Below are 22,496 nucleotides of genomic sequence, written 5' to 3' on the forward strand. Positions count from 1 at the left end.
ATATTATATCTATTATAACAATCTAGAAACAACTATTTCTAGTCCTATCTACAAGAATAAAGAAAATAAAGATAGAATAGCAAAATGGTTAATACTTACGTTTATTAAGTCGGTATTCGGTGGACAAACTGATACCGTTCTAAAGAAAATGAGGGATGTTTTGAAAGCGAATTTAGGAAAAGACTTTCCGGATAAAGAGCTAATGAATGCTTTTAAAAATGATCCGGCAAGAAATTATAGTTTTGATGACGAATTTATAGATGGTTTATTAGAAGCAGAGAAAGATTCTAATAATGCATATTACATATTGCATTTAATGTATTCAAATTTGGATTTTTCAAACCAAGATTTTCATCAAGATCATTTACACCCGTCAACCATTTTCACTGACGAGAAAAAGTTTAATAATTTCATTCCATACGAAGTACAAGATTTTGCTAAGAAAAGAGAAAACTGGAATGGAATTGCTAATTTGCAATTATTAAACGGAAGGCAAAATGAATCTAAGAATGCTAAGTCTCTTAAAGAATGGGTTGATGCGGAAAACAAGACACATGATGATTTATTTTTATCTGATGGAGTTAGTTTGGAAATAAAAGATTTTAAGGATTTTATTATTGATAGAAAAACAAATATAAAAAAATATATTAAGAGTATTTTAAGAGTATTATCGGATAGTTAAAAGGCTCTTTGTCAAATAGGGTTGATGAAACAATTTTAGTGAAGGAATTAAGCAGCGTCAGGTTGCTTAATTCCTTTTTTAGGACTCTTTGTTAAATAAGGTGGATGAAGTAATTTTAATAGAAAAAATGCTTTTTTTGTTTCATTTTATTTTACAACTCAGGAAAGTGTTAATAATCGCCTAAGTTATTAGTAATCGCCTAAAAATATGGCATAATTAGGCGAAATAAAAAGGAGGTAGGCGAATAAGATTTTTTAGTTATGAAAATCTAGCAAGAAGTAAGTGGGATAGTGAAATTATAAATCTTCTTTCACAAATTCATAAACACAAAGGAAAACAAGAAGTTTTTTTAACACGCAAACCTGCTGTTTTAGATAAATTAGTAGAGATTGCTAAAATTCAGAGTGTAGAGGATTCTAATAAAATAGAGGGAATTGTTACTACAGCAGTCAGAATAAAATCGTTAATGAATCAAAAAACAACTCCTAGAAATAGGGATGAAGAAGAAATTCTTGGATATAGAGATGTACTAAATACAATTCATGAAAGTTATGAATATATTCCAATCAGCAGTAACTATATTTTGCAACTTCATAAAGAACTATTTAAGTATAGTGAAAAAGGAATTGGTGGTCGATATAAAAATACGCAGAATTCTATTGTGGAGGGCTATTTTATGTTACATACAAACTGTATACTAAATCGTGTCGCAATATACGACACATTGATGTATACTATGCATAAAGGAAGGTGATGGATATGGCACTAGAAAATGACATTCCGTTCCCATTGACAATACCTAAAGAGTTACCAATACATGAGAATATGGATGAAAGCATATTTAATGCTTTGATGGAAACAGGGTACTCACAGGCAGTACGAGGGGAAACGTATTCTGTTGCAGAAGTATTTGAAGAGCTAGAGCGAGGCTTATGATGAATAAAGTATAAACCCAAAAAGGATTATGCTACAATTATGATAAATGAATAAGTTATAATAAGAGCAAAAAGGGCTAATGGTATTTGACAATTAGTGATTGAAAATATATTATTTAGTCATAAGATTAGGTCAGGAAGCATACGATGCCCTGACTATTTTTTATGGAGATTAACAGCGAAAAAATATAAGACTTTTAATTAACAACTAACTGTTTTAAGGAATAGAGGGCTGACTGTTTCTACAGATGGAAGTCCTAAGAGATTTTTAGAACAAGATAATGGATTAATTGTATAATGAAATTGGACAACTAATCAAATAAGAGTCGACAAATTGGAATTTGCATAATTGTTGATGAAGGAGGAAAAGAAAATGATTTACTTTCATTTAAATACGACAAACTTTATTGATCCTATGGTTAATGGAGAAGAGAGTAATTTAGGAGATATAGAATGTTTATTTTTCAATACGGTATTTTCCAATCTATCAAGAGTGAAAGTCTTCTTAAACAATTGGTCGGAAGACCCTCCCTTCGTAAATAATGATATACTTAGAGGAAAAAAGTGGCGATTGTGTTCTCTAGATGATGAAAGTGTTGAAACTTCATTTGAAGAAATACTTGAATTAATGAAGACTGCACATTTGATGAAGATTATAGCTATAGGAAAATCTTTAAAAGATATGGGGATACATTATGAATATATAACTCGTATTCCTAACAAAGAAGTAAATCTCGCGTGGGAAAACTATATGGTGGGAAATGATTATCAATACATTGAAGAGGCTATTGGTAACAAAAATATGACTCTATCTGAGAAGATTTCTTTTTTTTCTCAGGAATTACTTAATATCGGTAGTAAGGGAAATAAACTAACAATTTTTGATCCATATCTTTTCCCTAAGAAATGTGATAAAGATTATATAGACCTATTTTTGGGAATTATTAGAGAAGCAGGAGTATCAAGTTTAAAATTAATTGTTGACCGACGTAAATGTGACATTAATTTATGTAAAAATATTATTGAGAAGGTGTCAGTGCAATGTGCTGTTTATTGTTCGGAAACTATACATGATAGATGGTGGATAATTGAAAATGTAAAAAAAGGTATTCTGTGTGGAACTTCTTTGAATGGAATTGGTAAAGGTAAACTTTCAACAATCACCCAGCTGTCCGAAGATGATGTTGAGAAAATTATAAATAATAGTAGTAATATTGTAGAGTATAAAGCAAAATAAAGTCCAAGTTATAGGATAGATAAATAGGAAGTTGTGGCGATGTTGACTATAGGACTGCTTGAAAAAATGGAAATGAATAAAAATGCTGAAATTGTAGAGCGGAAATTTTCTTTTTATGATAAGTCAAATACAGCCGTTATTGGATGCAGTCATGTAATAAATAGAGATGAACCAATTTTAGTTGTATCACATTGTGGAGATGATAGTATGTGGAAATTCTTATGCGGAAAATATATGACGTAGAGGATGCTAAATTAGTTTCTTTACAGTCTGCATTTGAGTTAGATAATTTAATAAGAGCTTTGGTAGAACTGTCTTGTGGGTATGGAAAAGGCTCTAGGTATTTTACGGGAAAGTGGTGCCAGTTGCGATTGTGAAGTGATTTTTAATGTTGGGAAACAGCTTGAAGAGTCAAATGGTTGTATTAGGAACAGATGGGAAAGTTAGAATTAATGGAAGAGGAAAATAATAAAAATTATAATAACTAAATATATTAAGATGAAATTATAAGGAACAGTATGAAGTTTATACACGATAGAAATAGCAACATCCTTTTTAGCCTTCATGATAGCAGGGTAAAAGAAATCCAATATCACAATGAAACTTTGTCGCTAAGACTTAATAAAATATATGAATTTGTAGAAGGTAAAGAAAGATCATACCCAGGTGAAATATGTTTTGAAAAATGTGATATCGAACTATGCGATGTATTGATATTTAACAAAACCTTAGGTGAAGGACGCTTCAATGGAAAGTCTATTGGTTTACAACAATTTATAGATGAATATACAGACACAGAATTTGAAATCATTATTGAAGGCTATTATGGCAACACAACTACATATACAGGATGGCTTCGGGAAGACGGAAAAAGACCAGTGTCGGCAATTATGTATGTTTGGAATAGCGGAGATATGGTGTATAACGTAAAAAAATAAATGATTTAAAACAATAATTTTATAAAGGAGAAAAGCTCATGAACAAATTTGAGAAGAGAAAATTCTTACAAGAATATCAAGTCAAACAAATGGAAGAATTTGAAGAGAACTTACCGATGGAAAAGAAATTATTTTATGAATTATTTGATTATCTAAATGATAAATCAGAAACGGTAGAGTGTAATCACGATTTTTCTTTAACAAATGAGTTTTTGAAAGATAAAAATGCGGATATTGAAAAGGTTATAGAATTTTTGCGAGAAAATGGTGCTGGTTGCGATTGTGAAGTGATTTTCAATGTTGAGGAGAAGTTTGAAGAATAAAATGTTTGTATTAGAAATAGACAGGTAAATTTAAAGTTGTAAGGAGAAATAGTGGTAGATGAAATCAATACATAATATTTTATGTGAAAAACTAAATCCGAGAAGTGGAGTTATAAAAATAAGTAGTTCTAAAGATGATGATAGAATTTATTTCGATATAAGTTGGGAGGGAGATTTCCATTTTATAGTTACTGGTTGGGTGCATTACGGGTGGTATTATGTACAAAGAGATAAACAATGTATATCGCCATCTTATGTTTATAAAGAACTAGATAATAGAGCGTTATCTGTTATGCAACACATTATAGACGAGATTGAAAATGGAAAATATAACGACAAAAAAACTGAAAAAGAAACAATTAAGCAGGTTCTTGAAGAAAGAAATCTAACCTCTTTTATGAACAATACAAAATGGAAAGAACTGATAGATTCCATCATGGAGAACATGAGAGACATCCCGATACAATATAAGACGTTTTTTGATGAAGAAGAGCCTAGCATATATTGGACGATTGATGCTGATGAACATTTTTTCATATGAATATGAGAATTGTTGAATGGTTCAAAATTAGAAGTAAATTTGAGAAAGTTCTTGGTCAAGGGCGTTTAATTGAGCCAAAGACATGTGTTACTGATAAAAAATCAGAAATAGAGCGTATGCTTAATAAATTTAGTATTCCTTATGAATATGATGATATTGAAAAATGTTTTATTATTTTTGGATATAGATAATGAAAAATTGAAAATTAGAGGTTGCAGGTGTGTTGAAATTTTTAATAAATTTCATCCTGACCCAAATGAAACGGAAGAAGATATTAAGAATTTTGATGAGCAATTTCCGGATGGAATGTTTCGGTTTGAAAAAAGAATGGATTAAAAATAGTAAATACGCATTTATTTTAAAAGTATGTGTTGGAATCTTTAATCAAAGATGCTTTCATCAGATGTGTTAACGAAGTTTAGAGATCGTGGTGATGAAATAAGAGTATAGCAATTTTCGTTTGCAGAATTTTACTGTTGTGGATGTTTTTGTTGATGTGGCATCTGCTAAGACAGGCTCGATAATATCAGAATTTAATAGAATGATAAAAAATGTGAAAGAGGAAGTATAGACAATGGGATAATTCTAAGCGGAACAAATTGAAACAGTTCAATTAGAAATGGAACTGCGTAGTAATGTAGAAGTGGGGGAAAATCGAAAATCTTGAGGAAAGAATAAAAAGTATAGTTCAAAAACAAGTGGAAAGGAGAGCCTAAATGAAGTGTAGAGGGAGTAAAACAAGACAAAGAATTGTTAGAGATTATGAAGTTCAGACTGAAGCACATATTAAGCTGCTAGCAAATCAACAAAAATATAGTGATGCAGGAGCAATTATTGAAGATGAATATTATGTATTTAGTGCTAAGCATAAAGCTGATGGCAAGAAGGAATTTATTCAGTGTGGCATGTGTGCGGCAAAAGATTTTTTAGAGTTAATTAATCACAAAGGGTTACCTCTTTTTAATCCTCTTATAAGCGAACGTCACGTAAATAATAGAAAAGAATATGACAATAGAGGGAGTGGGAATTTACAATCTGAAAATTGGAATGAAACTGCAAAGCAGCTTTATAATGCGATAATGTGGTTGATTATTTTATGGGATGCTAAGCTGGATACACCTTTATTTGATTTTAGAGATGAAGTCATTAAGTATAAAACATGTGAGCCTTATGAAAGCAAGATAAAAAGAGTAAATACCACTATAAAGAATGGTAGTAAAGGGAAAACTCTGACTGAGATGATTAATAGATACAGAGCGGATAACAATATTAGAGATGAAATCTGCAACTTTGATATTCTGAAAAATAAAATCCATAATATGAAAGACCAACAAGGAAATACAATAGAATCTTACTTTTAGTTAATGCTGAAGGGTCAGGATAAAAAGTAGAAATAGTGTTTGTTAAATTTTAACAAATTAGGAGTACAGATTTTGATAAATGAGATAAAGGCATATTGGGACAAGTAGAAAAAAGAATATGAGGATAGATATAAAGAGACATTTTTAAAGGACTATGAAAGATCAAGAGAATACCTTAAAAAAATGGAAAGCTACTTGTTATCCAAACAAAAAGAATATCCTTCAGATATTGATATAGTATGTACGCTTGCTTCTTTAAAGTTAGAGCTTAGACGCGGTGAGTATATAAGATATTTAAATTCTTTTCTTGATAAATTTGAAAGTTATTTAGATAATGCTCAAAAAGCAAGAGTTTACACCAATATTGCATTTAACCATGATTATACTGTAGAAACATTAGAATATTTACTAAAGGCAAAGAATTTAGATTCGCCTTTTGTTGAAACATATACAGGATTGGGGCTTTATTACTTTAGTATGTACCAATCTAATGAAGATAAAGAATGGCTTATATTGAGTCAAAAATATTTTGAAAAAGCTAAAAATATTGATGATAGTTATGAATATTCCTTCAATCATGCAGTCTCTTTATATGAACTCAAAGAATATGAGAAAGCTAAAGAAATATTTTTAGAATTATTAAAACAATATCCTGATAGAATGAGTCTATTGCTTAGCATTGCATACTGCGAAGTATATCTTGGTAATAAAGATAAAGCAATATCTTGGTTAGAAAAAGTAAAGTCAGGAGAAGATGAAAATCACAATTTGAAAACAGATGATATTTCTGCGGAGCAAATTTTTGATGCCTATTATGTACTTGAAGAATTCGACAAATTCTTACATTACTATAGCGATGAAGTTATTTGTCAATACTATCTAGCTGACTGGGAACACTATTATTATGCTTTATGGCTAAAGGATGAAAAAGCAAAGTTTTTTGTCCTTGAAGAAAAAAATAGACTCTATTTAATGGATGCTATTAAAGAAGCTATAGTTGATGATGACTATGTGAGCGAGGAAGATAAGAAGAAATATATTGAGGAATTGGAAAAAGATAAAAGAGAATATGAAGAAATGATTTCTCGTGTAAAATCTCTAACTTTCAAACCAAAAGTGAGGCTTAAGTTGTATCCAGAGTTTTCTTGCTTCATGGTAGACTGTGTGAGGCATAAATTTAAATGAAATGTTGTAAAAGTTTGAAGTTGGTGCTGCAACAATTATAATAAATGAATAAGTTATAATAAGGGCAAAGGGCTAATAGTACTTGATAATTAGTTATGGTAGATATACGATTTAGTCATAAGGCTAGTTCAGGAAACATATGAGGCTTTGGGTATTTGAAACATTCTGTAGAAATGATGACGTATTTAATAATGATATAATAATTAAGAGAGCAAACAAAGTGAGAGTACCAACTTATATTAAAGAAGAAAATTACAATATAATAAATATAGATGATATATTTACAAGTATTAGTATTTGCAACAACTTAGAAAGTGGAGATACCAACGGACTGTATGAAATTTATTTTTTTGGTTCACTTTTTGAAGAATATATGATTTGTGGTATGTATGATGAAAAAAATGAGATTAGCGATCCTTGCATGATAGTAGCAAAATGTATACATACAGGAAAAGAAATTTTACTCTATGATGGAGCTAAATATGGATACAACCCTATGTTCTGTGATGAGATAAATTTAGAAGATATCAAAAAACGTCCACTTTCTAAATTAGAGATTCCAAACTCTAAAATTGAAATGGATTTTGCCTATAACATTGATTATGATGAAGAGAAAGAAGATTTTGAGTTTGATGAAGGTGACTTTACAGAAACTATTAACGGAGAAAAAATTTTTTTTGAAGAAGTGAAGAGCAATGGATTTGATTATATAAAAATTACTGCTATAGACGAACTGGATACCAAAAGAGTTATCTGTGAGTTAGAACTTGCATAAGTTTATTAATTACGAAAGGTAAAATATGAAACCTCTTATTTTAACAGAAAAATATTTTGAATATATCAATTAAGAAAATGAAAATATAGAGGAGACAACTGAAATGGGTGAAACACAAACAAAATTAAAATATGCAAAGATTACCATAGAAAATATTAAAAGTTTAGATGAAAACTCTTATTTTGATGTTGTTGAGCCAATGTGGGAAACAATTAATATTTATGATGGATATGATGAGTATATTCAATCAGCGCAGACTTTCACTTTAGAGCAAAGATATTTATTAGCCATTACTTGGTATTTTGTAGAAGTAAATAATGGAGGTCATCATCAGTTTTTATATAATCCTACAGGGATAGTTTGGGAAGATGCAATAAAAGGTTTCAAACATTTTGGGATGAACGAATATGCAGGTAATTTTCAAAAAGTTGTGGACTATTGTGGTGGGACAATATCGTTTGGTAGAGAAGAAAGATACCATATGCTAGAAATATTGGAAGAAAAATACGGAGAGGAATTTTTTAATATTTTAGATGAAGCCGATGATTTCATTTACGATTATACAGGTAAAGAAAACGAACTAAACTACATCAAATCTCATCCTGAAAAGTTTGTATTTGAAGGAGAATACGAGAGCTTTTACAATCGGCGTTAAAAAAGAAAAAGTAATCTTCTAAAAAGTTGAGAGAATGGCGCTTGAGTGAAGAATCTTTAGTGTGTGAAAAAGAGAAATAATTAGAGAAATACTTGATATAGGAAGTGGATAAACGATATGGATGGAATATTTGAATGGTTAAGAGCACATTACCAGTATGTCTTGATAGCAGGTGGATTACTATTTTTAATCGGCGCTATAAGAGATTGGAAATGGGTGTATCAAGCTACAGTCGGAGATAAGGTGCGACACGCATTTATTTTTGAAGTGTGGGGTGAGAAAGGATATAGAGTTTTTATAGGAATATGTGGATCGTTGCTTGTAATTTGTGGTGTTGTGTTTTTAATGTTAGATAAACGATAAAAAGCGGAGGTAACTTAACATGAAGTGGAACTCAGAAAATCGCGAAGAATTTTTTGCGTATATAGAAAAGCTTACAGATGAAGATACATATACGGAATGTATGACAGCATTGGAAAGCATCCCTATGGAAGAACGGGATTACCAAGTATGGTATCAGCTTGCTCGTGCGTATCAAAACTTTGCGATTATCGGAAATGATGATCAAGGAACACCTAGTTTTATTGGCGATAAATTTTTATTAAAATCCATAGATATTTTAAATTCAGTTAGAGAAGAGGGGCAAGATAAAGCTGAATGGAATATGCGTATGGCATATGCCTATCAATACTTGACCCATGAGGAAGAAAAAGCGATTCCTTATGCCTTGCGTTGGGCGGAGTTAGATCCTGAGGATAAGGATGCATTGGGAGTAGTAAAAGAGTGTAGAGAAGAAATAGAAAAAAGAGCAAATGTGGCTACGGAGAAAGTAATCAATCAAGAAACTGCTGAAATTGATGAAGACTGGGGCGTTTATCTATGCGATTCATTTGCTTATGACTTGCCGGCTGTGATTAGAGCCAATTTAGCTCTTAGGGATTTTGAATGTACTGCAAACTACCCTGAAAGATTACATTTACAAATATTATATAAGAATGCTGATGACAGCGGTTTTCCTACAAGAGAAGAAGGGGAATATGTATATCCTATAGAAGACGCTGTAGCAGAGATTATTGAACAACATGGAGATATATTAGCAGGCGTTGTTAAATGCGATGAGCGGGCACATATTTTTGCGTATGTTAAGAATGAGCTGGGGTACGACAATGCAATTTCTGAGATTATGTCAGAAAACTTCCCTGACTATGCCTATACATTGGCAGTCGTTGAAGATGAGGACTGGGAACTGTATTTTAATGGACTGTATCCTGACAGATATGAATATCAAAGCATTATGAATATGAGGCTCATTGAGGATATTAAAAGTGATGGTGATAGTATGGTGCCGAGAGTGCTTGAACATTGCCTACTCTTTACAACAGAAGAAAATGGGGAAGCCTTTTTAGCCAAAGTAATGGAAGACAGTTTTATAAAACTTTCATCAGAAAATCAGAGCGATAATGAAGATATAGATAAGGAATATCCATATGTACTTGTCATTGGTAGGGAAGATGCTTTTGAAAATATCGATGAAATTGTCTGGTATCTTATGGATCTAGCAGAAGAATTTGACGGAGAATATAGTGGCTGGGGATGCCATATTGTGAAGTAATCTATTGTCACAAATGTTTGACTACCGTAGAGATATTGCCATGAAAGTATAGCTATTGTAAGGGTATAATACATTTGTGACAAAAAAATAAAAAATAAGAAGGCTCTCTGTTATAATGAAAGTTGCTAAACCGAATCATTATTTCAAAGGAGAGACCTTCTTATGTCATCTATTATAACTGAAGAATTACGCTTTCGTAAACTAGTTTGTGAATATGCTATAAAACACAAAAATAATGCTGAAGCAGCTAGACGGTATCATACAAGTAGACAACAAGTACAACGCTGGGTAAAACGCTATGATGGAACTATTGAATCTTTGCGGTTAAAGAGCCGTAGACCCTATTCTCATCCAAATCAACATACAGAAGAAGAGTTATCCTTAATTAAGCGCGTATACTCAAAGTTTAAACATGAAGGGTTGCCACAAGTATATACAGAAGCTAAGAAACGCGGATATACTCGTTCCTATGGATCGATGTGCTGTCAAATACGCAAGCATATACCTAAGAAAAAGGAATCTAAACAATATTATAAAAGCAATTGGAAGCCTGATGTGGTTACATATCCAGGTGAAAAAGTTCAAATTGATATTAAATATGTACCTAATGAATGCTTGCTATTTAACACCAATGGCATTAAATACTACCAAATTACGGCTATAGATGAATACTCTAGAAAACGGATACTATCCATTGTAGACGAGAAGAACGTGACTAATACGAGTAGATTCTTAGTAGATTTAGAGGCACGTATGGGGTTTAAAATACGTACGATACAGACAGATAATGGGCGAAAGTTTACTAATTACGGTCTTAAAGAACGAGAGTGTTTGTTTGATCGAGTGTTACGTAAATTAGGTATAAAACATAAGCTAATTCGCCCATTTTCTCCATGGCAAAATGGAAAGGTAGAGCGGAGCCATAAGGTTGATGGAGAAAGATTCTATACAAGAAGGTTTAGGAGTCTTAACACTTTCTTAAAGGCACATCAACGATATGCAAGTAGATATAATAACATAGCACAAAAAGTATTGGGATTTAAATCACCCAATGAATATATAGCAGAGTACTTCTTAAATAAATCTTTAGGCAGTTGTGTCACAAATGTTTGACTACTATAGAGATATTGCCATGAAAGTATAGCTATTTCCTTGTAAAATCCTAAAATAAAGTATATAATAGACTGTTGTAGTACGATTTGTACAAATGTTAGGAATATCCTACTTAAGTAGATAAAGGAGTATAGAATGATTCGTGAAAATCTTCGCAATGTGGCGATTATTGCCCACGTTGACCATGGTAAAACAACATTGGTAGACGCATTGCTTAAACAAAGCCATATTTTCCGTGATAATGAAAAAGTTGCTGAGCGTGTAATGGACTCTAATGACCTAGAACGTGAAAGAGGAATTACGATCCTTTCCAAAAACACAGCAGTTATGCATAGCGATGTAAAAATCAACATCGTGGACACACCGGGCCATGCTGACTTTGGTGGTGAAGTAGAACGTGTATTGAACATGGTTGACGGCGTATTGTTATTGGTGGACTCTTTTGAAGGCCCAATGCCACAAACTAAATATGTATTGCGCAAAGCTTTGGAACAAGGTTTGAAACCAATCGTGGTTATCAATAAAATTGACCGTCCTGACCAACGTGTTCATGAAGTTGAAGACGAAGTATTAGAATTGTTCATGGAACTTGAAGCAGACGATGATCAATTGGACTTCCCAGTGGTATACGCCTCTGCTCGTGATGGCATTGCGAAAGCATCCATGGAAGATGATTCCACAGATATGACGGCATTATTCGATGTATTGATTAAAGAAATTCCTGCTCCACAAGGCGACATCGATGGTCCATTGCAATTCATGGTAACTACCCTTGACTATGATGATTTCGTAGGTAAAATTGCAGTAGGTCGTATCGTTCGTGGTCGCATGAAAACCAATCAACAAGTGGTGTTGATGAATGGCGAAAGCACTCGTAAAGGCAAAATCGGCCGTGTGTACACATACAATGGCTTAAATCGTGTAGAAACAGATGAAGCAGGCATGGGTGACATCATCGCTTTCGTAGGTATCGATGACATCAATATCGGTGAGACTGTAGCGGATGCAGAAAATCCAGAAGCACTACCAACAATCTCTATCGATGAGCCAACATTATCCATGATGTTCTCCGTTAATAACTCTCCATTCGCAGGCCGTGAAGGTGACTATGTAACAAGTCGTCATTTACGTGACCGTTTGTTCAAAGAAGTAGAAACTAACGTATCCATGCGTGTAGAAGAAACAGATTCTCCGGACTCTTTCAAAGTATCTGGCCGTGGCGAATTGCATTTGGCAGTATTGATCGAAACTATGCGCCGTGAAGGTTACGAATTGCAAGTGGGTAAACCTCGTGTAATTTTCAAAGATATCAATGGTCAAAAATGTGAACCATTGGAGCATTTAACTATCGATGTGCCACAAGAATTTATGGGCGCCGTTATGGAAAACTTAGGTGTTCGTAAAGCTGAGTTAATCAACATGGTTGAATTAGCTGGTTACTTACGTATGGAATTCGTAGTCCCTGCTCGTGGCTTGATTGGTTTCCGTGCGCAGTTCTTAACAGCTACAAAAGGTAATGGTATCATGAACCATGTATTCCATGGCTATGCACCATACAAAGGAGATATCCCAGGCCGTACGCGCGGTGCCTTGGTAGCTTTCGAAGACGGCGAAACAACACCATATGGCTTGAACTCTGTACAAGACCGTGGTACTTTATTCTTAGGTGCTAACGTACCAGTATATACGGGTCAAGTTATTGGCGAAAACGCTCGTGAAAATGACATGGACGTAAACCCTAACAAAAAGAAACATGTTACTAACATGCGTTCTAGCTCCTCTGATGAGGCAGTTCGTTTAACACCTCCACGTATCTTCAGTTTGGAACAAGCTCTAGAGTGGATCAACGATGACGAATTGGTAGAAGTAACACCAGAAAACATCCGTATGCGTAAAGCTATTTTGGATCGTTCTGCTCGTGCGAAAGCAGCAAAAGCAGCAAAATAATTGCATACGCTATATGGAATAATTCCATTGAAAGACTTAGCTTCTATCTCTCAAAATAGAGAAACTGCGCATGGAAAGTATAAGGATGAATATAAATGTCATGTATCTGAGAGGCAGCAGATAGAAGAAAAATGAAACAAGGCTGGAATTTGTAGGGTAATTGTGATATAATAACAGTAGCTAAAACAACAAGGATTATCTAGCATTGATAACACCAAAAAAAGCACAGGGTTGCCGCCCTGTGCTTTTTCTTTGTCGTCTAAAAGTAACGACTTTGGCTAGTCACTATTTATTGTTACTATCTAGCCATTTGCAAATGTAGTAGCTAATTACATTCGCCATGATAGTAACAAACAACAAGATTAAAAAATTAAGCAATGATAACACCTCCTTCCCGTCACGGATTGGGTGATAGTGACATGTTTATTATAGCAGATTTTTCTTTCATAAAATATATAAAAATCACAGAAGGCAAATTCTGTGCTTTTTAGTTATGCAATGATATTTTGTTGTATTTTATAGGGGTGAAAGCCTATAATAGATATATAAGTAATACATTAGCAATGATATAGGAGATACAGGAGACAGGATGAAAGAACTTCGCACACTGCCAGATGGCAGCATTACTTATGGACTGCATAGAAAACGCGTGAAGAACATGAATCTTCGTGTCACCACCAGTGGCGTAGTACGAGTGTCTGCCTCCCCTCGTGTCCCCCTAGGAATGATTGAAGCCTTCATCTGTCGTCATCGAACTTTCATAGAAAAGGCGCTGCAAAATCGGAAAAATAGAGGCGGTCACCCTATGGTACAAGATGTAGATACAGAAATCATGGTGATGGGTAAGATGTATCGAGTAGTACTAGAAAAGCCTCACGCAGTATCTGCCTACTTGGAAATATCTTCGCAGGATAGTCAATTAAGCGATACTCCGTCAGATTCTCCATTGAAAGGTAGTTCATCAAAAAGGAAGGGTGCACAAGGAAGCCGATCACAAAGAAAACTGTCGAGAGGGAACGCCTCTACCTATGCAGTAACGGTGGTAGACGACATATTGTTGGTACGCTACCCAAGTAATCATGAGACCTTGGATGCTAGCAAAGTAGAACGAATGTGGCTTAGCTTTTGGAAAACCATAGGTCAGGACTTCATGGAAACACTAGCACAACAAGTGTATAGTGAGTTTCAACAAGCGGGGTATACAGTGCCGACACCGACCTTGCGATTGCGATATATGACGAGCCGTTGGGGATCCTGTATGCCTGTAAAAGAAATTATCACTATGAATACTCGATTGCTATTAGGGCCTACCGAGTTTGCTCACTATGTGATGGTCCATGAATTTGCGCACTTTATAGAGCCGAACCATTCGTCACGCTTTTATAAGGTTATGAGCGATGTGTTGCCAAATTGGGAGCAAGTGAAAGCGGAGATGAAGGTATATTATACATAAGCAAGGTTAGGTAATGTACAATTATAGAGATGAAGAGGTTCCTATGAAATATTTTAGATACGCTATTGATAGAGGGTTATTACAAGTTAAAAGTCACATATATCGTATTTCCACCTATCATTATAATTGGCATAATCATATTGAGTTATTATGGGTATTAAAAGGAACTTTAGAAGTGTGTGTAGAGGGGCAGACCTATACATTACAACGAGATGATATGATTTTGTATTCATCACAATGTGGGCATGCTACATTGGCATTAGAAGAGGATACGATTGCTCTCGTCTTTCATGTAGAACCACAATGGTTTTTGCAGTATGATCAGGATTTTATGAAGTATCGATTTGTGTCAGTCTCCACACAAGATATAAATATTGCTGAAAGGTATAAAGAGCTTCGCCAATCGTTAGCGTATATTATGAATCATCATACTGCAGAAATAAGCATTAGTGCGCTAGAAACCATGAAGGTAGATGGTGTTATATATACAGTGTTGTCAGATGTGTATGAGATTATACTGGCTAGTCGATACGAGAATCAATTATCCACTAAGATATTGCATCAAGAAGAAAATTTTGAACGGATGGTTCATTTTATCGATGAATATTTTCGCGACCGTCTTGAGTTAGCAACGATTGCTGATGTAGGTGGATATACTGAAAGCTACACCTCTCAACTATTTAAACGGCAGCTGGGGATTACTTTTTTAGAATATGTGTCACGTATGCGATTGCGTGAGGCAGCGATACGATTAGTAAATACGGATGATATGGTTATTCATATTGCAAGTTATTGTGGGTTCCCTGACGTAAAAGCTTTTAATAGTACGTTTAAAAAACATTTTAAACTAACTCCTTCTGCCTATCGTGAACGGGCAAAGAGAATTGAGCGTCATACAGTGTTAGAAGATTGGAAAGAATATATTAGCTCTGATGATACAGAAATTAAGGGGATATTAACAATGTATGGAAGTTACCTGACTAGAGAAAATGTGAAGTATGAGGAAAATGAATATACAAAACAAAGCCTTGTTAGTAAGGTTCAGCGGGTTAAAGAAGAATTACAGCAGCTATTGCAGACCCTAGAATAAGCTAGGTATACTTTACTTGCATATATATAATATTAAGTATATGGATATATTTTTATATAATAAAATAAGGCTGAATTTAATTAATACTGGTAAATGCTATGTTATTACATGTAATAACATAGCATTTTTTTATATATATTGGACTTAAAATTGCAAAAATATAGATAAATATGCCTATTTTATAGAAAAGTATCATGATGAATATTGGATAGAAGGGAGGATGTATAAATAGCTATAATGAGGGCATATATTAATACGGTACTAGAGATTCAGGAGGAATGGAATGGATGCAGTTAGTATTACGTTATGTTATTTAGTGTTTGCCATAGTTATGTTTGTATGGGAGAAGATACCTTTATCGATTACGGCGATGTTAGTATCAGTTGGTCTAGTCTTATCTGGAGTTTTATCTCCTAAAGAGGCCTTTGCAGGCTTTGTAGATGGTAATGTTCTTTTATTTATGGCTATGTTTATCGTGGGTGCAGCATTCTTTGAAACTGGTGTGGCACAAGTGGTAGGTAGTGTAGTTACAAAAATGGCTAGCACTGAAAAAATGCTCATTGTTGCAGTCATGCTAATTACAGGATTATTATCTGGCTTCTTGTCTAATACGGGAACGGCAGCGGTATTGATTCCTGTTGCAATTGGAATTGCACAAAAATCAGGATTTAACCAATCAAAATTTTTAATCCCCTTAGTATTGGCATCGGCTATGGGTGGTAATCTTAGTTTAATTGGGGCCCCAGGAAATATGATCGCACAAGCAGGATTAGAAAAAATTGGCTTATCCTTTGGATTCTTTGATTATGCTTTAATTGGTGGACCAATTTTGTTAGTAGGTATTATTTACTTCTTGTTATTGGGATATAAATTACTGCCAGACACACCAAGTCGTGCTGTAGACTCTACCTATGATACAGTGGAAGATTATAGCCATGTACCAAAATGGAAACAATGGATGGCGACATTGGTATTGGTAGGTACTATCTTAGCAATGATTTTTGAAACTCAAATTGGTGTTAAACTGTATGTATCTGCATGGATTGGGGCACTTATTTTAGTGGCTACGAATGTGGTGACTGAAACAGAGGCGGTAAAATCCATTGATATGAAAACAATATTCTTGTTCGTTGGTTCCTTATCTATTGCTACAGCTCTTGTGAAAACAGGTGCGGGTTCTGTAGTAGCAAATACGATTATGGGATTATTAGGTAGCAATCCAAGTCCATATATTGTGATGGCAGTGATTTTTATCTTATCCACTGTATTAACAAACTTTATGTCTAATACGGCAGCCACAGCACTGTTGGTGCCTATCGGTTTGCAATTAGCACAGTCTATGGGAGCAGATCCTAAAGCGGTGTTGATGGCTACTGTTATCGGTGCGTCTTGTGCGTATGCAACACCAATTGGTATGCCTGCTAATACTATGGTGTACAACATTGGAGGATATAGTTTTATGGACTACGTGAAAGTAGGGGTTCCTCTTATTGTGATAGTGACAATCGTGTCATTAATTATTTTGCCAATATTCTTTCCCTTTTACCCATAATTTAGGAGGTTTCTATGAATAAAGAAGAACAAGTGTTACGAATGACAAAGATCGTTAGTGATTTTGTAGGCCATGTTGCTAAAGTATTACCTGACGATGTGCAAGAAAAAATTACAGAATTAGCGAATGATGAACGAAATCCGCTAGCGAAAACAATTTATGCAACTATGAAAGAAAACATGAAGTTAGCAAAAGAGTTAAGTCGCCCATCCTGCCAAGATACAGGAGTATTGCAATATTGGGTAAAAGTAGGTGCTAATTATCCATTACTTGGTGAATTGGAAAGTATCTTGAGAAATGCAACGTATCAAGCAACACAGGACACTCCGCTTCGACATAATTGTGTAGAAACGTTTGATGAATATAATACTGGAAAAAACATTGGTACTTTAGCACCTTATATTTTATGGGATATTGTGCCGGATCGAGATGATGTTGAAATTTTCCCTTACATGGCAGGTGGTGGTTGTTCCTTGCCAGGTAGCGGTAAAACATTGATGCCTGGAGAAGGCTATGAGGGAGTAGCAAAGTTTGTCTTAGATTTGATGACATCCTACGGATTAAATGCGTGCCCACCATTGTTAATTGGTGTCGGTGTGGCTACGTCTATTGATACAGCGGCGTTACTTTCAAAAAAAGCGTTAATGAGACCCGTGAGTTCCGTGGCACCTAATGAACGAGCAGCAAAAATGGAACAATTGCTAGAAGATGGGATTAACTCCTTGCATATTGGCCCACAAGGTATGGGTGGAGATAAGTGCTTGCTAGGCGTCAATATTGAGCATGGGGCTCGTCATCCATCGGTTATTTCTGTTGCAGTTAATGTGGGATGTTGGAATCACCGCAGAGGCCATATGGTATTTGATAAAGATGGACAATGTACAATTCTATCGCATAGTGGGGTGACATATTAATGGAAAAGAAAGTATTAACAACGCCGATTCAGCGGAAAGATTTAGAAGGTATTAAAGCAGGGGACATCATTTATTTAACAGGTCATATTACGACCTGTCGTGACGTAGCGCATCGTCGGTTGATTGAATTAGGCCGTGAATTGCCTGTGGATGTACGGGATGGTGCCATCTTGCATGCAGGACCTATCGTCCGAGACCTAGGAGATGACACATTTGAAATGGTCTCTGTAGGACCTACTACAAGTATGCGTATGGAAAAATTTGAGTATGACTTTGTAAAAGAGACAGGTGTACGCCTTATTGTTGGTAAAGGTGGTATGGGACCGAATACAGAACGTGCTTGTAAAGAGTTTGGAGCCTTGCATCTAGTATTTCCTGCGGGCAATGCTGTACTAGCGGCTACAGAAGTGGAAGAAATTGAAAGTGCTAACTGGCGAGAGCTAGGTATGCCAGAAACACTTTGGACATGTCGTGTGAAAGAGTTTGGTCCTTTAATTGTATCCATTGATACAGAAGGCAATAACTGGTTTGAACAGAAAAAAGTAGAGTATAATGCGAAAAAAGAAGAAGTATTAGAATCTATCTACCAAGAAGTAAAGTTTATTAAATAATGCAATGCCTATGTAATTTGTTATGCAGATTACATAGGCATTTTTATTTTGTGAGCATCAATTAATCTAGGAGTGACAAATGCTTTCACGGTACACTGAAACACCTAACCTATGATATAATAAAGAGAATAAAACATACTGTATTACGTTCTTGAGGAGGGCCCATGAGACCATTTGTACATCTGCATAGTCATAGTGAATATAGCCTCATTGATGGCATTAGTCGATTGCCACAAATGGTGAGCCGTGCGAAAGAACTCAATATGCCGGCCCTAGCGTTGACGGACCACGGGAATATGTATGGTGCCATTTATTTTTATAAAGAGGCTATGGCACAAGGCATCAAACCGATTTTAGGATGCGAAGTGTATGTGACGGAAGGCAGTCGTTTTGACCGTCCTGAAGGTAAAACTTATGAACGATTAAAGCATTTGATTCTCTTAGCGGAAACTATGGAAGGATACGAGAATATTGTAAAAATCGTCTCCAAGTCTTCCACAGAAGGGTTCTACCGCAAGCCTCGTGCAGATCGAGAACTACTGTCTACCTACAATAAAGGGATTATCGCTTTGAGCGCTTGCATTGCTGGGGAAATTCCACAGCTTATATTGCAAGATAATATGGACGGGGCTTATCGTGCCTTGGAATGGTACCTAGAGACCTATGGAAAGGATAACTTTTTCCTAGAAATTCAGAACCATGGAGACCCAAAGGAATTGCGTGTCCAAGATGTGCTAGTAGAGATGGCAGATCAATATGGGGTAGGTTTAGTATGTTCTAATGACTTTCACTATGTATATGCTGATGATGCTGAGGCTCATGATATTAAGGTATGTATTGCTACAGGTGCAAGGCGGAATGATGTAGACCGTATGAAGTTTTTCAGTAATGAGTTTTACATGAAAAGCGGCGATGAAATGGAAGAGCTTTTTGGGCATATTCCAGAAGCTTTGGATAATACATTGAAAATCGCAGATCGTTGCCATGTGGAGTTCAATTTTGATGCTCATCATTTGCCAAAGTTTGATGTACCAGAAGGGGAAACGGCACATAGTTATTTGCGTAAAGTGTGTGAGTCCTATATTCCTCAATTCTATCCAGAAGTAACGCCGGTGTTACAAGAACGCTTAGACTATGAATTAGGTGTTATTAGTCGAATGGGTTTTGAAGATTACTTCCTCATCGTGTGGGACTATGTCAAATATGCTCGTGAACATGGTGTATTAGTAGGACCGGGCCGTGGTAGTGCGGCAGGGTCAGTGGTAGCCTACTTATTAGGGATTACAGGTCTAGATCCCATTAAATATGATTTGCTCTTTGAACGGTTCTTGAATCCAGAGCGGGTGAGCATGCCCGATATCGATATCGATTTCTGCTATGAAACTCGCAATAAGGTCATCGACTATGTAACAGAAAAATATGGACAAGAACGAGTAGCTCAAATTATTACCTTCGGTACGGAAGCGGCTCGTGCCGTTATCCGTGACGTAGGTCGTGTGCTAGATATGCCGTTGCCAGATGTGAACCGATTAGCGAAGATGATTCCCAATGAGCTGGGCATTACTCTAAAAAAAGCCTTAGAGGTGAAGGATCTTAAGGATTTATATGACACCGATGAATCTGTAAAAGAGTTATTTGACCTTTGTTTACGATTGGAAGGCATTGCGAGAAACTCCTCTACCCATGCGGCGGGGGTCGTGATTTCAGCGGCGCCCCTAGATGAGTATGTACCGGTGCAAAACTCCAATGAAGATGGATTTGTTACGCAATATGACAAAGATAATATTGAGGAACTAGGCCTATTGAAGATGGACTTTTTAGGGCTTCGTACGCTGACGGTGATGGGTGAGGCATTGCGCTTGATTAAAGAAAACCACGGTATCGACTTAGACTTAGATACGATACCCTTAGATGATCAGGCATCTTGCGAACTTCTAAGTCGTGGTGAAACGGCAGGGGTGTTCCAATTAGAGTCAGAAGGGATTACAAAGCTGGTGATGGACTTAAAGCCAGAACATTTTGAAGACTTAATTCCTTTGGTAGCCCTCTATCGCCCTGGACCGTTGGGATCGGGCATGGTGGAAGACTTCATCAAGCGCCGTCACAAAGAAAAAGAAGTGACCTATTTACATCCAATCTTAGAGCCTATTTTAGAGGATACCTTCGGAGTTATTCTATATCAGGAACAAGTTATGCAGATTGCCTCCGCCATGGGTGGATTCTCTTTGGGGCAAGCGGATTTAATGCGCCGTGCTATGGGCAAGAAAAAGGAATCTGTACTGAAAGCACAACGAGATTCCTTTGTATCTGGTTCGGTGAACAATGGTATTGATGAAAAGTTGGCTAATGAAGTATTTGACCTCTTGCTATACTTTGCGGGCTATGGATTCAATAAATCTCACTCTGCAGCCTATGCCTATATTGCATATCAAACGGCGTATCTGAAAGCTCATTATTTCCCAGAGTTTATGGCGGCTACGATGACAAGCTTCATGGGCAATATGGATAAAATGACGAATTACATCAATGTGTGTAAGGCTAAACAAGTAGCAGTATTGGGACCAGATATCAATCATTCAGAGCGTATGTTTACCGTACAAAATGGACAAATTCGTTTTGGCTTAGGTGGTATTAAACATGTAGGAGATAATGCGATTGAAGAATTGCTAGCAGAGCGTAAGGCACATGGGCAATTTACGTCCATTGTCGACTTCTGTGAACGTATACCATATCGTGTGGTCAATAAGCGTTTGTTGGAAAGTTTAATCCGCTGCGGTGCTATGGACTCTTTCAAAGAAAATAGAAATCAGCTGTTACAGATTTATGAACAAGCTCAAGGCATTGGTTCTAAAGGACAGAAAAATAGTGCCCTAGGAGCGGTTAGTCTCTTTGCAGAGGTAGAGGAAATGGAAACTATCCATGTTCCAGATTTGCCGGATTTGCCAAAAGAGCTGAAACTAAAAGATGAAAAGGAATATACTGGGTTTTATATTACGGGGCATCCCCTAGATGCGTATCGTGATGAACTAGAAGGATTATTTCAATTAGGACGATTAGCCGAAAATCCAGAGGATTTCGACGGCAAAACTGTTACCATTGGTGGATTGATTACGGAGAAAGTGGATCGATTAACGAAGGCAAAGCAAGAAAAAATGTGTACCTTAACCTTGGAAGATTTTACAGGGTCTGTGCAAGTGGTAGTATTCCCTCAAGGGTATCAAAAAAGCCATATGTTATTGCAACGAGACGGCGTAGTAGCTATTGAAGGGCGTATTGATGCGGATGAGAAAGGGGTACAATGCATTGCTAGCTCCGTACAACTATTAAAAGTAGAATACGATAAAGTGCGACAAATTCGCATTCATATTGATGCGGCTCATGACACACCGCAAGTGAGCCAGCAATTACAAAAGTTGTTGCAAGAATTGCAGGGAGATACACCAGTAACCTTATTCTTACAACGTCAAAAACGCAGTTTAGCGACGAACCGCAGCTTTTATTTCACCCCATCGAAAGAGTCTATTGGGCGTGTGCAAGCTTTATTAGGGGCGAATGCAGTCGAGTTACTATAA

General features: G+C 35.7%; 22 protein-coding genes. All 22 read left to right on the plus strand.

What is annotated here, in order from left to right; all coding sequences use genetic code 11:
• The coding region (locus tag EO118_RS00005) for a hypothetical protein (protein ID WP_206168400.1) at positions 1-682 on the plus strand (682 nt) is incomplete at its 5' end.
• 759 nt (positions 683-1,441) lie between these two features.
• A complete protein-coding gene (locus EO118_RS00015; protein ID WP_206168401.1) occupies positions 1,442-1,618 on the plus strand; it encodes a hypothetical protein in 177 nt (58 codons plus the stop codon).
• Positions 1,619-1,990: 372 nt separating this feature from the next.
• A complete protein-coding gene (locus tag EO118_RS00025) occupies positions 1,991-2,854 on the plus strand; it encodes a hypothetical protein (RefSeq protein WP_127067899.1) in 864 nt (287 codons plus the stop codon).
• Positions 2,855-2,893: 39 nt separating this feature from the next.
• Positions 2,894-3,097, plus strand: coding sequence for a hypothetical protein (locus EO118_RS08695; protein WP_240633513.1), 204 nt, complete (start codon positions 2,894-2,896; stop codon positions 3,095-3,097).
• A 275-nt stretch (positions 3,098-3,372) separates the two neighbouring features.
• Positions 3,373-3,792, plus strand: coding sequence for a hypothetical protein (locus tag EO118_RS00035; protein WP_127067901.1), 420 nt, complete (start codon positions 3,373-3,375; stop codon positions 3,790-3,792).
• A 38-nt stretch (positions 3,793-3,830) separates the two neighbouring features.
• On the plus strand, positions 3,831-4,115 hold the full coding sequence (locus tag EO118_RS00040; protein ID WP_127067903.1) for a DUF2695 domain-containing protein: 285 nt from the start codon (positions 3,831-3,833) through the stop codon (positions 4,113-4,115).
• A gap of 58 nt (positions 4,116-4,173) precedes the next feature.
• On the plus strand, positions 4,174-4,656 hold the full coding sequence (locus EO118_RS00045) for a DUF6678 family protein (protein WP_206168276.1): 483 nt from the start codon (positions 4,174-4,176) through the stop codon (positions 4,654-4,656).
• Complete coding sequence (locus tag EO118_RS08650; RefSeq protein WP_206168277.1) at positions 4,653-4,847, plus strand: DUF6678 family protein; 195 nt, start codon at positions 4,653-4,655, stop codon at positions 4,845-4,847. Before EO118_RS00045 ends, EO118_RS08650 begins: the two co-directional genes overlap by 4 nt.
• A 525-nt stretch (positions 4,848-5,372) precedes the next feature.
• Positions 5,373-6,017 carry a hypothetical protein gene (locus EO118_RS00060; protein ID WP_127067905.1) on the plus strand — a complete coding sequence of 215 codons (645 nt, stop codon included), beginning with the start codon at positions 5,373-5,375 and terminating at the stop codon, positions 6,015-6,017.
• A 195-nt stretch (positions 6,018-6,212) separates the two neighbouring features.
• The gene (locus tag EO118_RS00065; RefSeq protein ID WP_206168402.1) at positions 6,213-7,202 is read left to right on the plus strand and encodes a tetratricopeptide repeat protein; all 990 of its coding nucleotides are present in this window, start codon (positions 6,213-6,215) and stop codon (positions 7,200-7,202) included.
• A gap of 139 nt (positions 7,203-7,341) precedes the next feature.
• The gene (locus EO118_RS00070) at positions 7,342-7,977 is read left to right on the plus strand and encodes a hypothetical protein (protein ID WP_206168279.1); all 636 of its coding nucleotides are present in this window, start codon (positions 7,342-7,344) and stop codon (positions 7,975-7,977) included.
• Positions 7,978-8,080: 103 nt separating this feature from the next.
• On the plus strand, positions 8,081-8,632 hold the full coding sequence (locus tag EO118_RS00075; protein WP_127067907.1) for a DMP19 family protein: 552 nt from the start codon (positions 8,081-8,083) through the stop codon (positions 8,630-8,632).
• A 117-nt stretch (positions 8,633-8,749) separates the two neighbouring features.
• Positions 8,750-8,995, plus strand: a complete 246-nt coding sequence (locus tag EO118_RS00080) for an immunity 17 family protein (RefSeq protein ID WP_127067909.1) — start codon at positions 8,750-8,752, stop codon at positions 8,993-8,995.
• 19 nt (positions 8,996-9,014) lie between these two features.
• Entirely contained in the window at positions 9,015-10,244 is a 1,230-nt protein-coding gene (locus EO118_RS00085; protein WP_127067911.1) for a DUF695 domain-containing protein, read from the plus strand.
• A gap of 162 nt (positions 10,245-10,406) precedes the next feature.
• The gene (locus EO118_RS00090; protein ID WP_127067913.1) at positions 10,407-11,357 is read left to right on the plus strand and encodes a DDE-type integrase/transposase/recombinase; all 951 of its coding nucleotides are present in this window, start codon (positions 10,407-10,409) and stop codon (positions 11,355-11,357) included.
• Positions 11,358-11,492: 135 nt separating this feature from the next.
• Positions 11,493-13,304 (plus strand): translational GTPase TypA, encoded by a 1,812-nt coding sequence (typA, locus tag EO118_RS00095; protein WP_127067915.1) that lies wholly within the window; start codon positions 11,493-11,495, stop codon positions 13,302-13,304.
• Between the two features lie 589 nt (positions 13,305-13,893).
• The gene (locus EO118_RS00100; protein ID WP_127067917.1) at positions 13,894-14,757 is read left to right on the plus strand and encodes a M48 family metallopeptidase; all 864 of its coding nucleotides are present in this window, start codon (positions 13,894-13,896) and stop codon (positions 14,755-14,757) included.
• Positions 14,758-14,800: 43 nt separating this feature from the next.
• Positions 14,801-15,847 carry an AraC family transcriptional regulator gene (locus tag EO118_RS00105; protein ID WP_164723879.1) on the plus strand — a complete coding sequence of 349 codons (1,047 nt, stop codon included), beginning with the start codon at positions 14,801-14,803 and terminating at the stop codon, positions 15,845-15,847.
• Positions 15,848-16,130: 283 nt separating this feature from the next.
• The gene (locus EO118_RS00110; RefSeq protein ID WP_127067921.1) at positions 16,131-17,399 is read left to right on the plus strand and encodes an SLC13 family permease; all 1,269 of its coding nucleotides are present in this window, start codon (positions 16,131-16,133) and stop codon (positions 17,397-17,399) included.
• Positions 17,400-17,413: 14 nt separating this feature from the next.
• A complete protein-coding gene (gene ttdA / locus EO118_RS00115) occupies positions 17,414-18,313 on the plus strand; it encodes a L(+)-tartrate dehydratase subunit alpha (protein ID WP_127067923.1) in 900 nt (299 codons plus the stop codon).
• A complete protein-coding gene (gene ttdB / locus EO118_RS00120) occupies positions 18,313-18,924 on the plus strand; it encodes a L(+)-tartrate dehydratase subunit beta (protein ID WP_009352944.1) in 612 nt (203 codons plus the stop codon). Before ttdA ends, ttdB begins: the two co-directional genes overlap by 1 nt.
• Positions 18,925-19,088: 164 nt before the next feature.
• Entirely contained in the window at positions 19,089-22,496 is a 3,408-nt protein-coding gene (locus EO118_RS00125) for a DNA polymerase III subunit alpha (protein ID WP_127067925.1), read from the plus strand.

The organism is Veillonella sp. 3891 (assembly GCF_003992315.1).
GTDB lineage: Bacteria > Bacillota > Negativicutes > Veillonellales > Veillonellaceae > F0422.

Coding starts and splice junctions, on each gene's coding strand:
- EO118_RS00015 (WP_206168401.1), top strand. CDS start 1,442: ATGGCACTAGAAAATGACATTCCGTTCCCATTGACAATACCTAAAGAG.
- EO118_RS00025 (WP_127067899.1), top strand. CDS start 1,991: ATGATTTACTTTCATTTAAATACGACAAACTTTATTGATCCTATGGTT.
- EO118_RS08695 (WP_240633513.1), top strand. CDS start 2,894: ATGTTGACTATAGGACTGCTTGAAAAAATGGAAATGAATAAAAATGCT.
- EO118_RS00035 (WP_127067901.1), top strand. CDS start 3,373: ATGAAGTTTATACACGATAGAAATAGCAACATCCTTTTTAGCCTTCAT.
- EO118_RS00040 (WP_127067903.1), top strand. CDS start 3,831: ATGAACAAATTTGAGAAGAGAAAATTCTTACAAGAATATCAAGTCAAA.
- EO118_RS00045 (WP_206168276.1), top strand. CDS start 4,174: ATGAAATCAATACATAATATTTTATGTGAAAAACTAAATCCGAGAAGT.
- EO118_RS08650 (WP_206168277.1), top strand. CDS start 4,653: ATGAATATGAGAATTGTTGAATGGTTCAAAATTAGAAGTAAATTTGAG.
- EO118_RS00060 (WP_127067905.1), top strand. CDS start 5,373: ATGAAGTGTAGAGGGAGTAAAACAAGACAAAGAATTGTTAGAGATTAT.
- EO118_RS00070 (WP_206168279.1), top strand. CDS start 7,342: ATGAGGCTTTGGGTATTTGAAACATTCTGTAGAAATGATGACGTATTT.
- EO118_RS00075 (WP_127067907.1), top strand. CDS start 8,081: ATGGGTGAAACACAAACAAAATTAAAATATGCAAAGATTACCATAGAA.
- EO118_RS00080 (WP_127067909.1), top strand. CDS start 8,750: ATGGATGGAATATTTGAATGGTTAAGAGCACATTACCAGTATGTCTTG.
- EO118_RS00085 (WP_127067911.1), top strand. CDS start 9,015: ATGAAGTGGAACTCAGAAAATCGCGAAGAATTTTTTGCGTATATAGAA.
- EO118_RS00090 (WP_127067913.1), top strand. CDS start 10,407: ATGTCATCTATTATAACTGAAGAATTACGCTTTCGTAAACTAGTTTGT.
- typA (WP_127067915.1), top strand. CDS start 11,493: ATGATTCGTGAAAATCTTCGCAATGTGGCGATTATTGCCCACGTTGAC.
- EO118_RS00100 (WP_127067917.1), top strand. CDS start 13,894: ATGAAAGAACTTCGCACACTGCCAGATGGCAGCATTACTTATGGACTG.
- EO118_RS00105 (WP_164723879.1), top strand. CDS start 14,801: ATGAAATATTTTAGATACGCTATTGATAGAGGGTTATTACAAGTTAAA.
- EO118_RS00110 (WP_127067921.1), top strand. CDS start 16,131: ATGGATGCAGTTAGTATTACGTTATGTTATTTAGTGTTTGCCATAGTT.
- ttdA (WP_127067923.1), top strand. CDS start 17,414: ATGAATAAAGAAGAACAAGTGTTACGAATGACAAAGATCGTTAGTGAT.
- ttdB (WP_009352944.1), top strand. CDS start 18,313: ATGGAAAAGAAAGTATTAACAACGCCGATTCAGCGGAAAGATTTAGAA.
- EO118_RS00125 (WP_127067925.1), top strand. CDS start 19,089: ATGAGACCATTTGTACATCTGCATAGTCATAGTGAATATAGCCTCATT.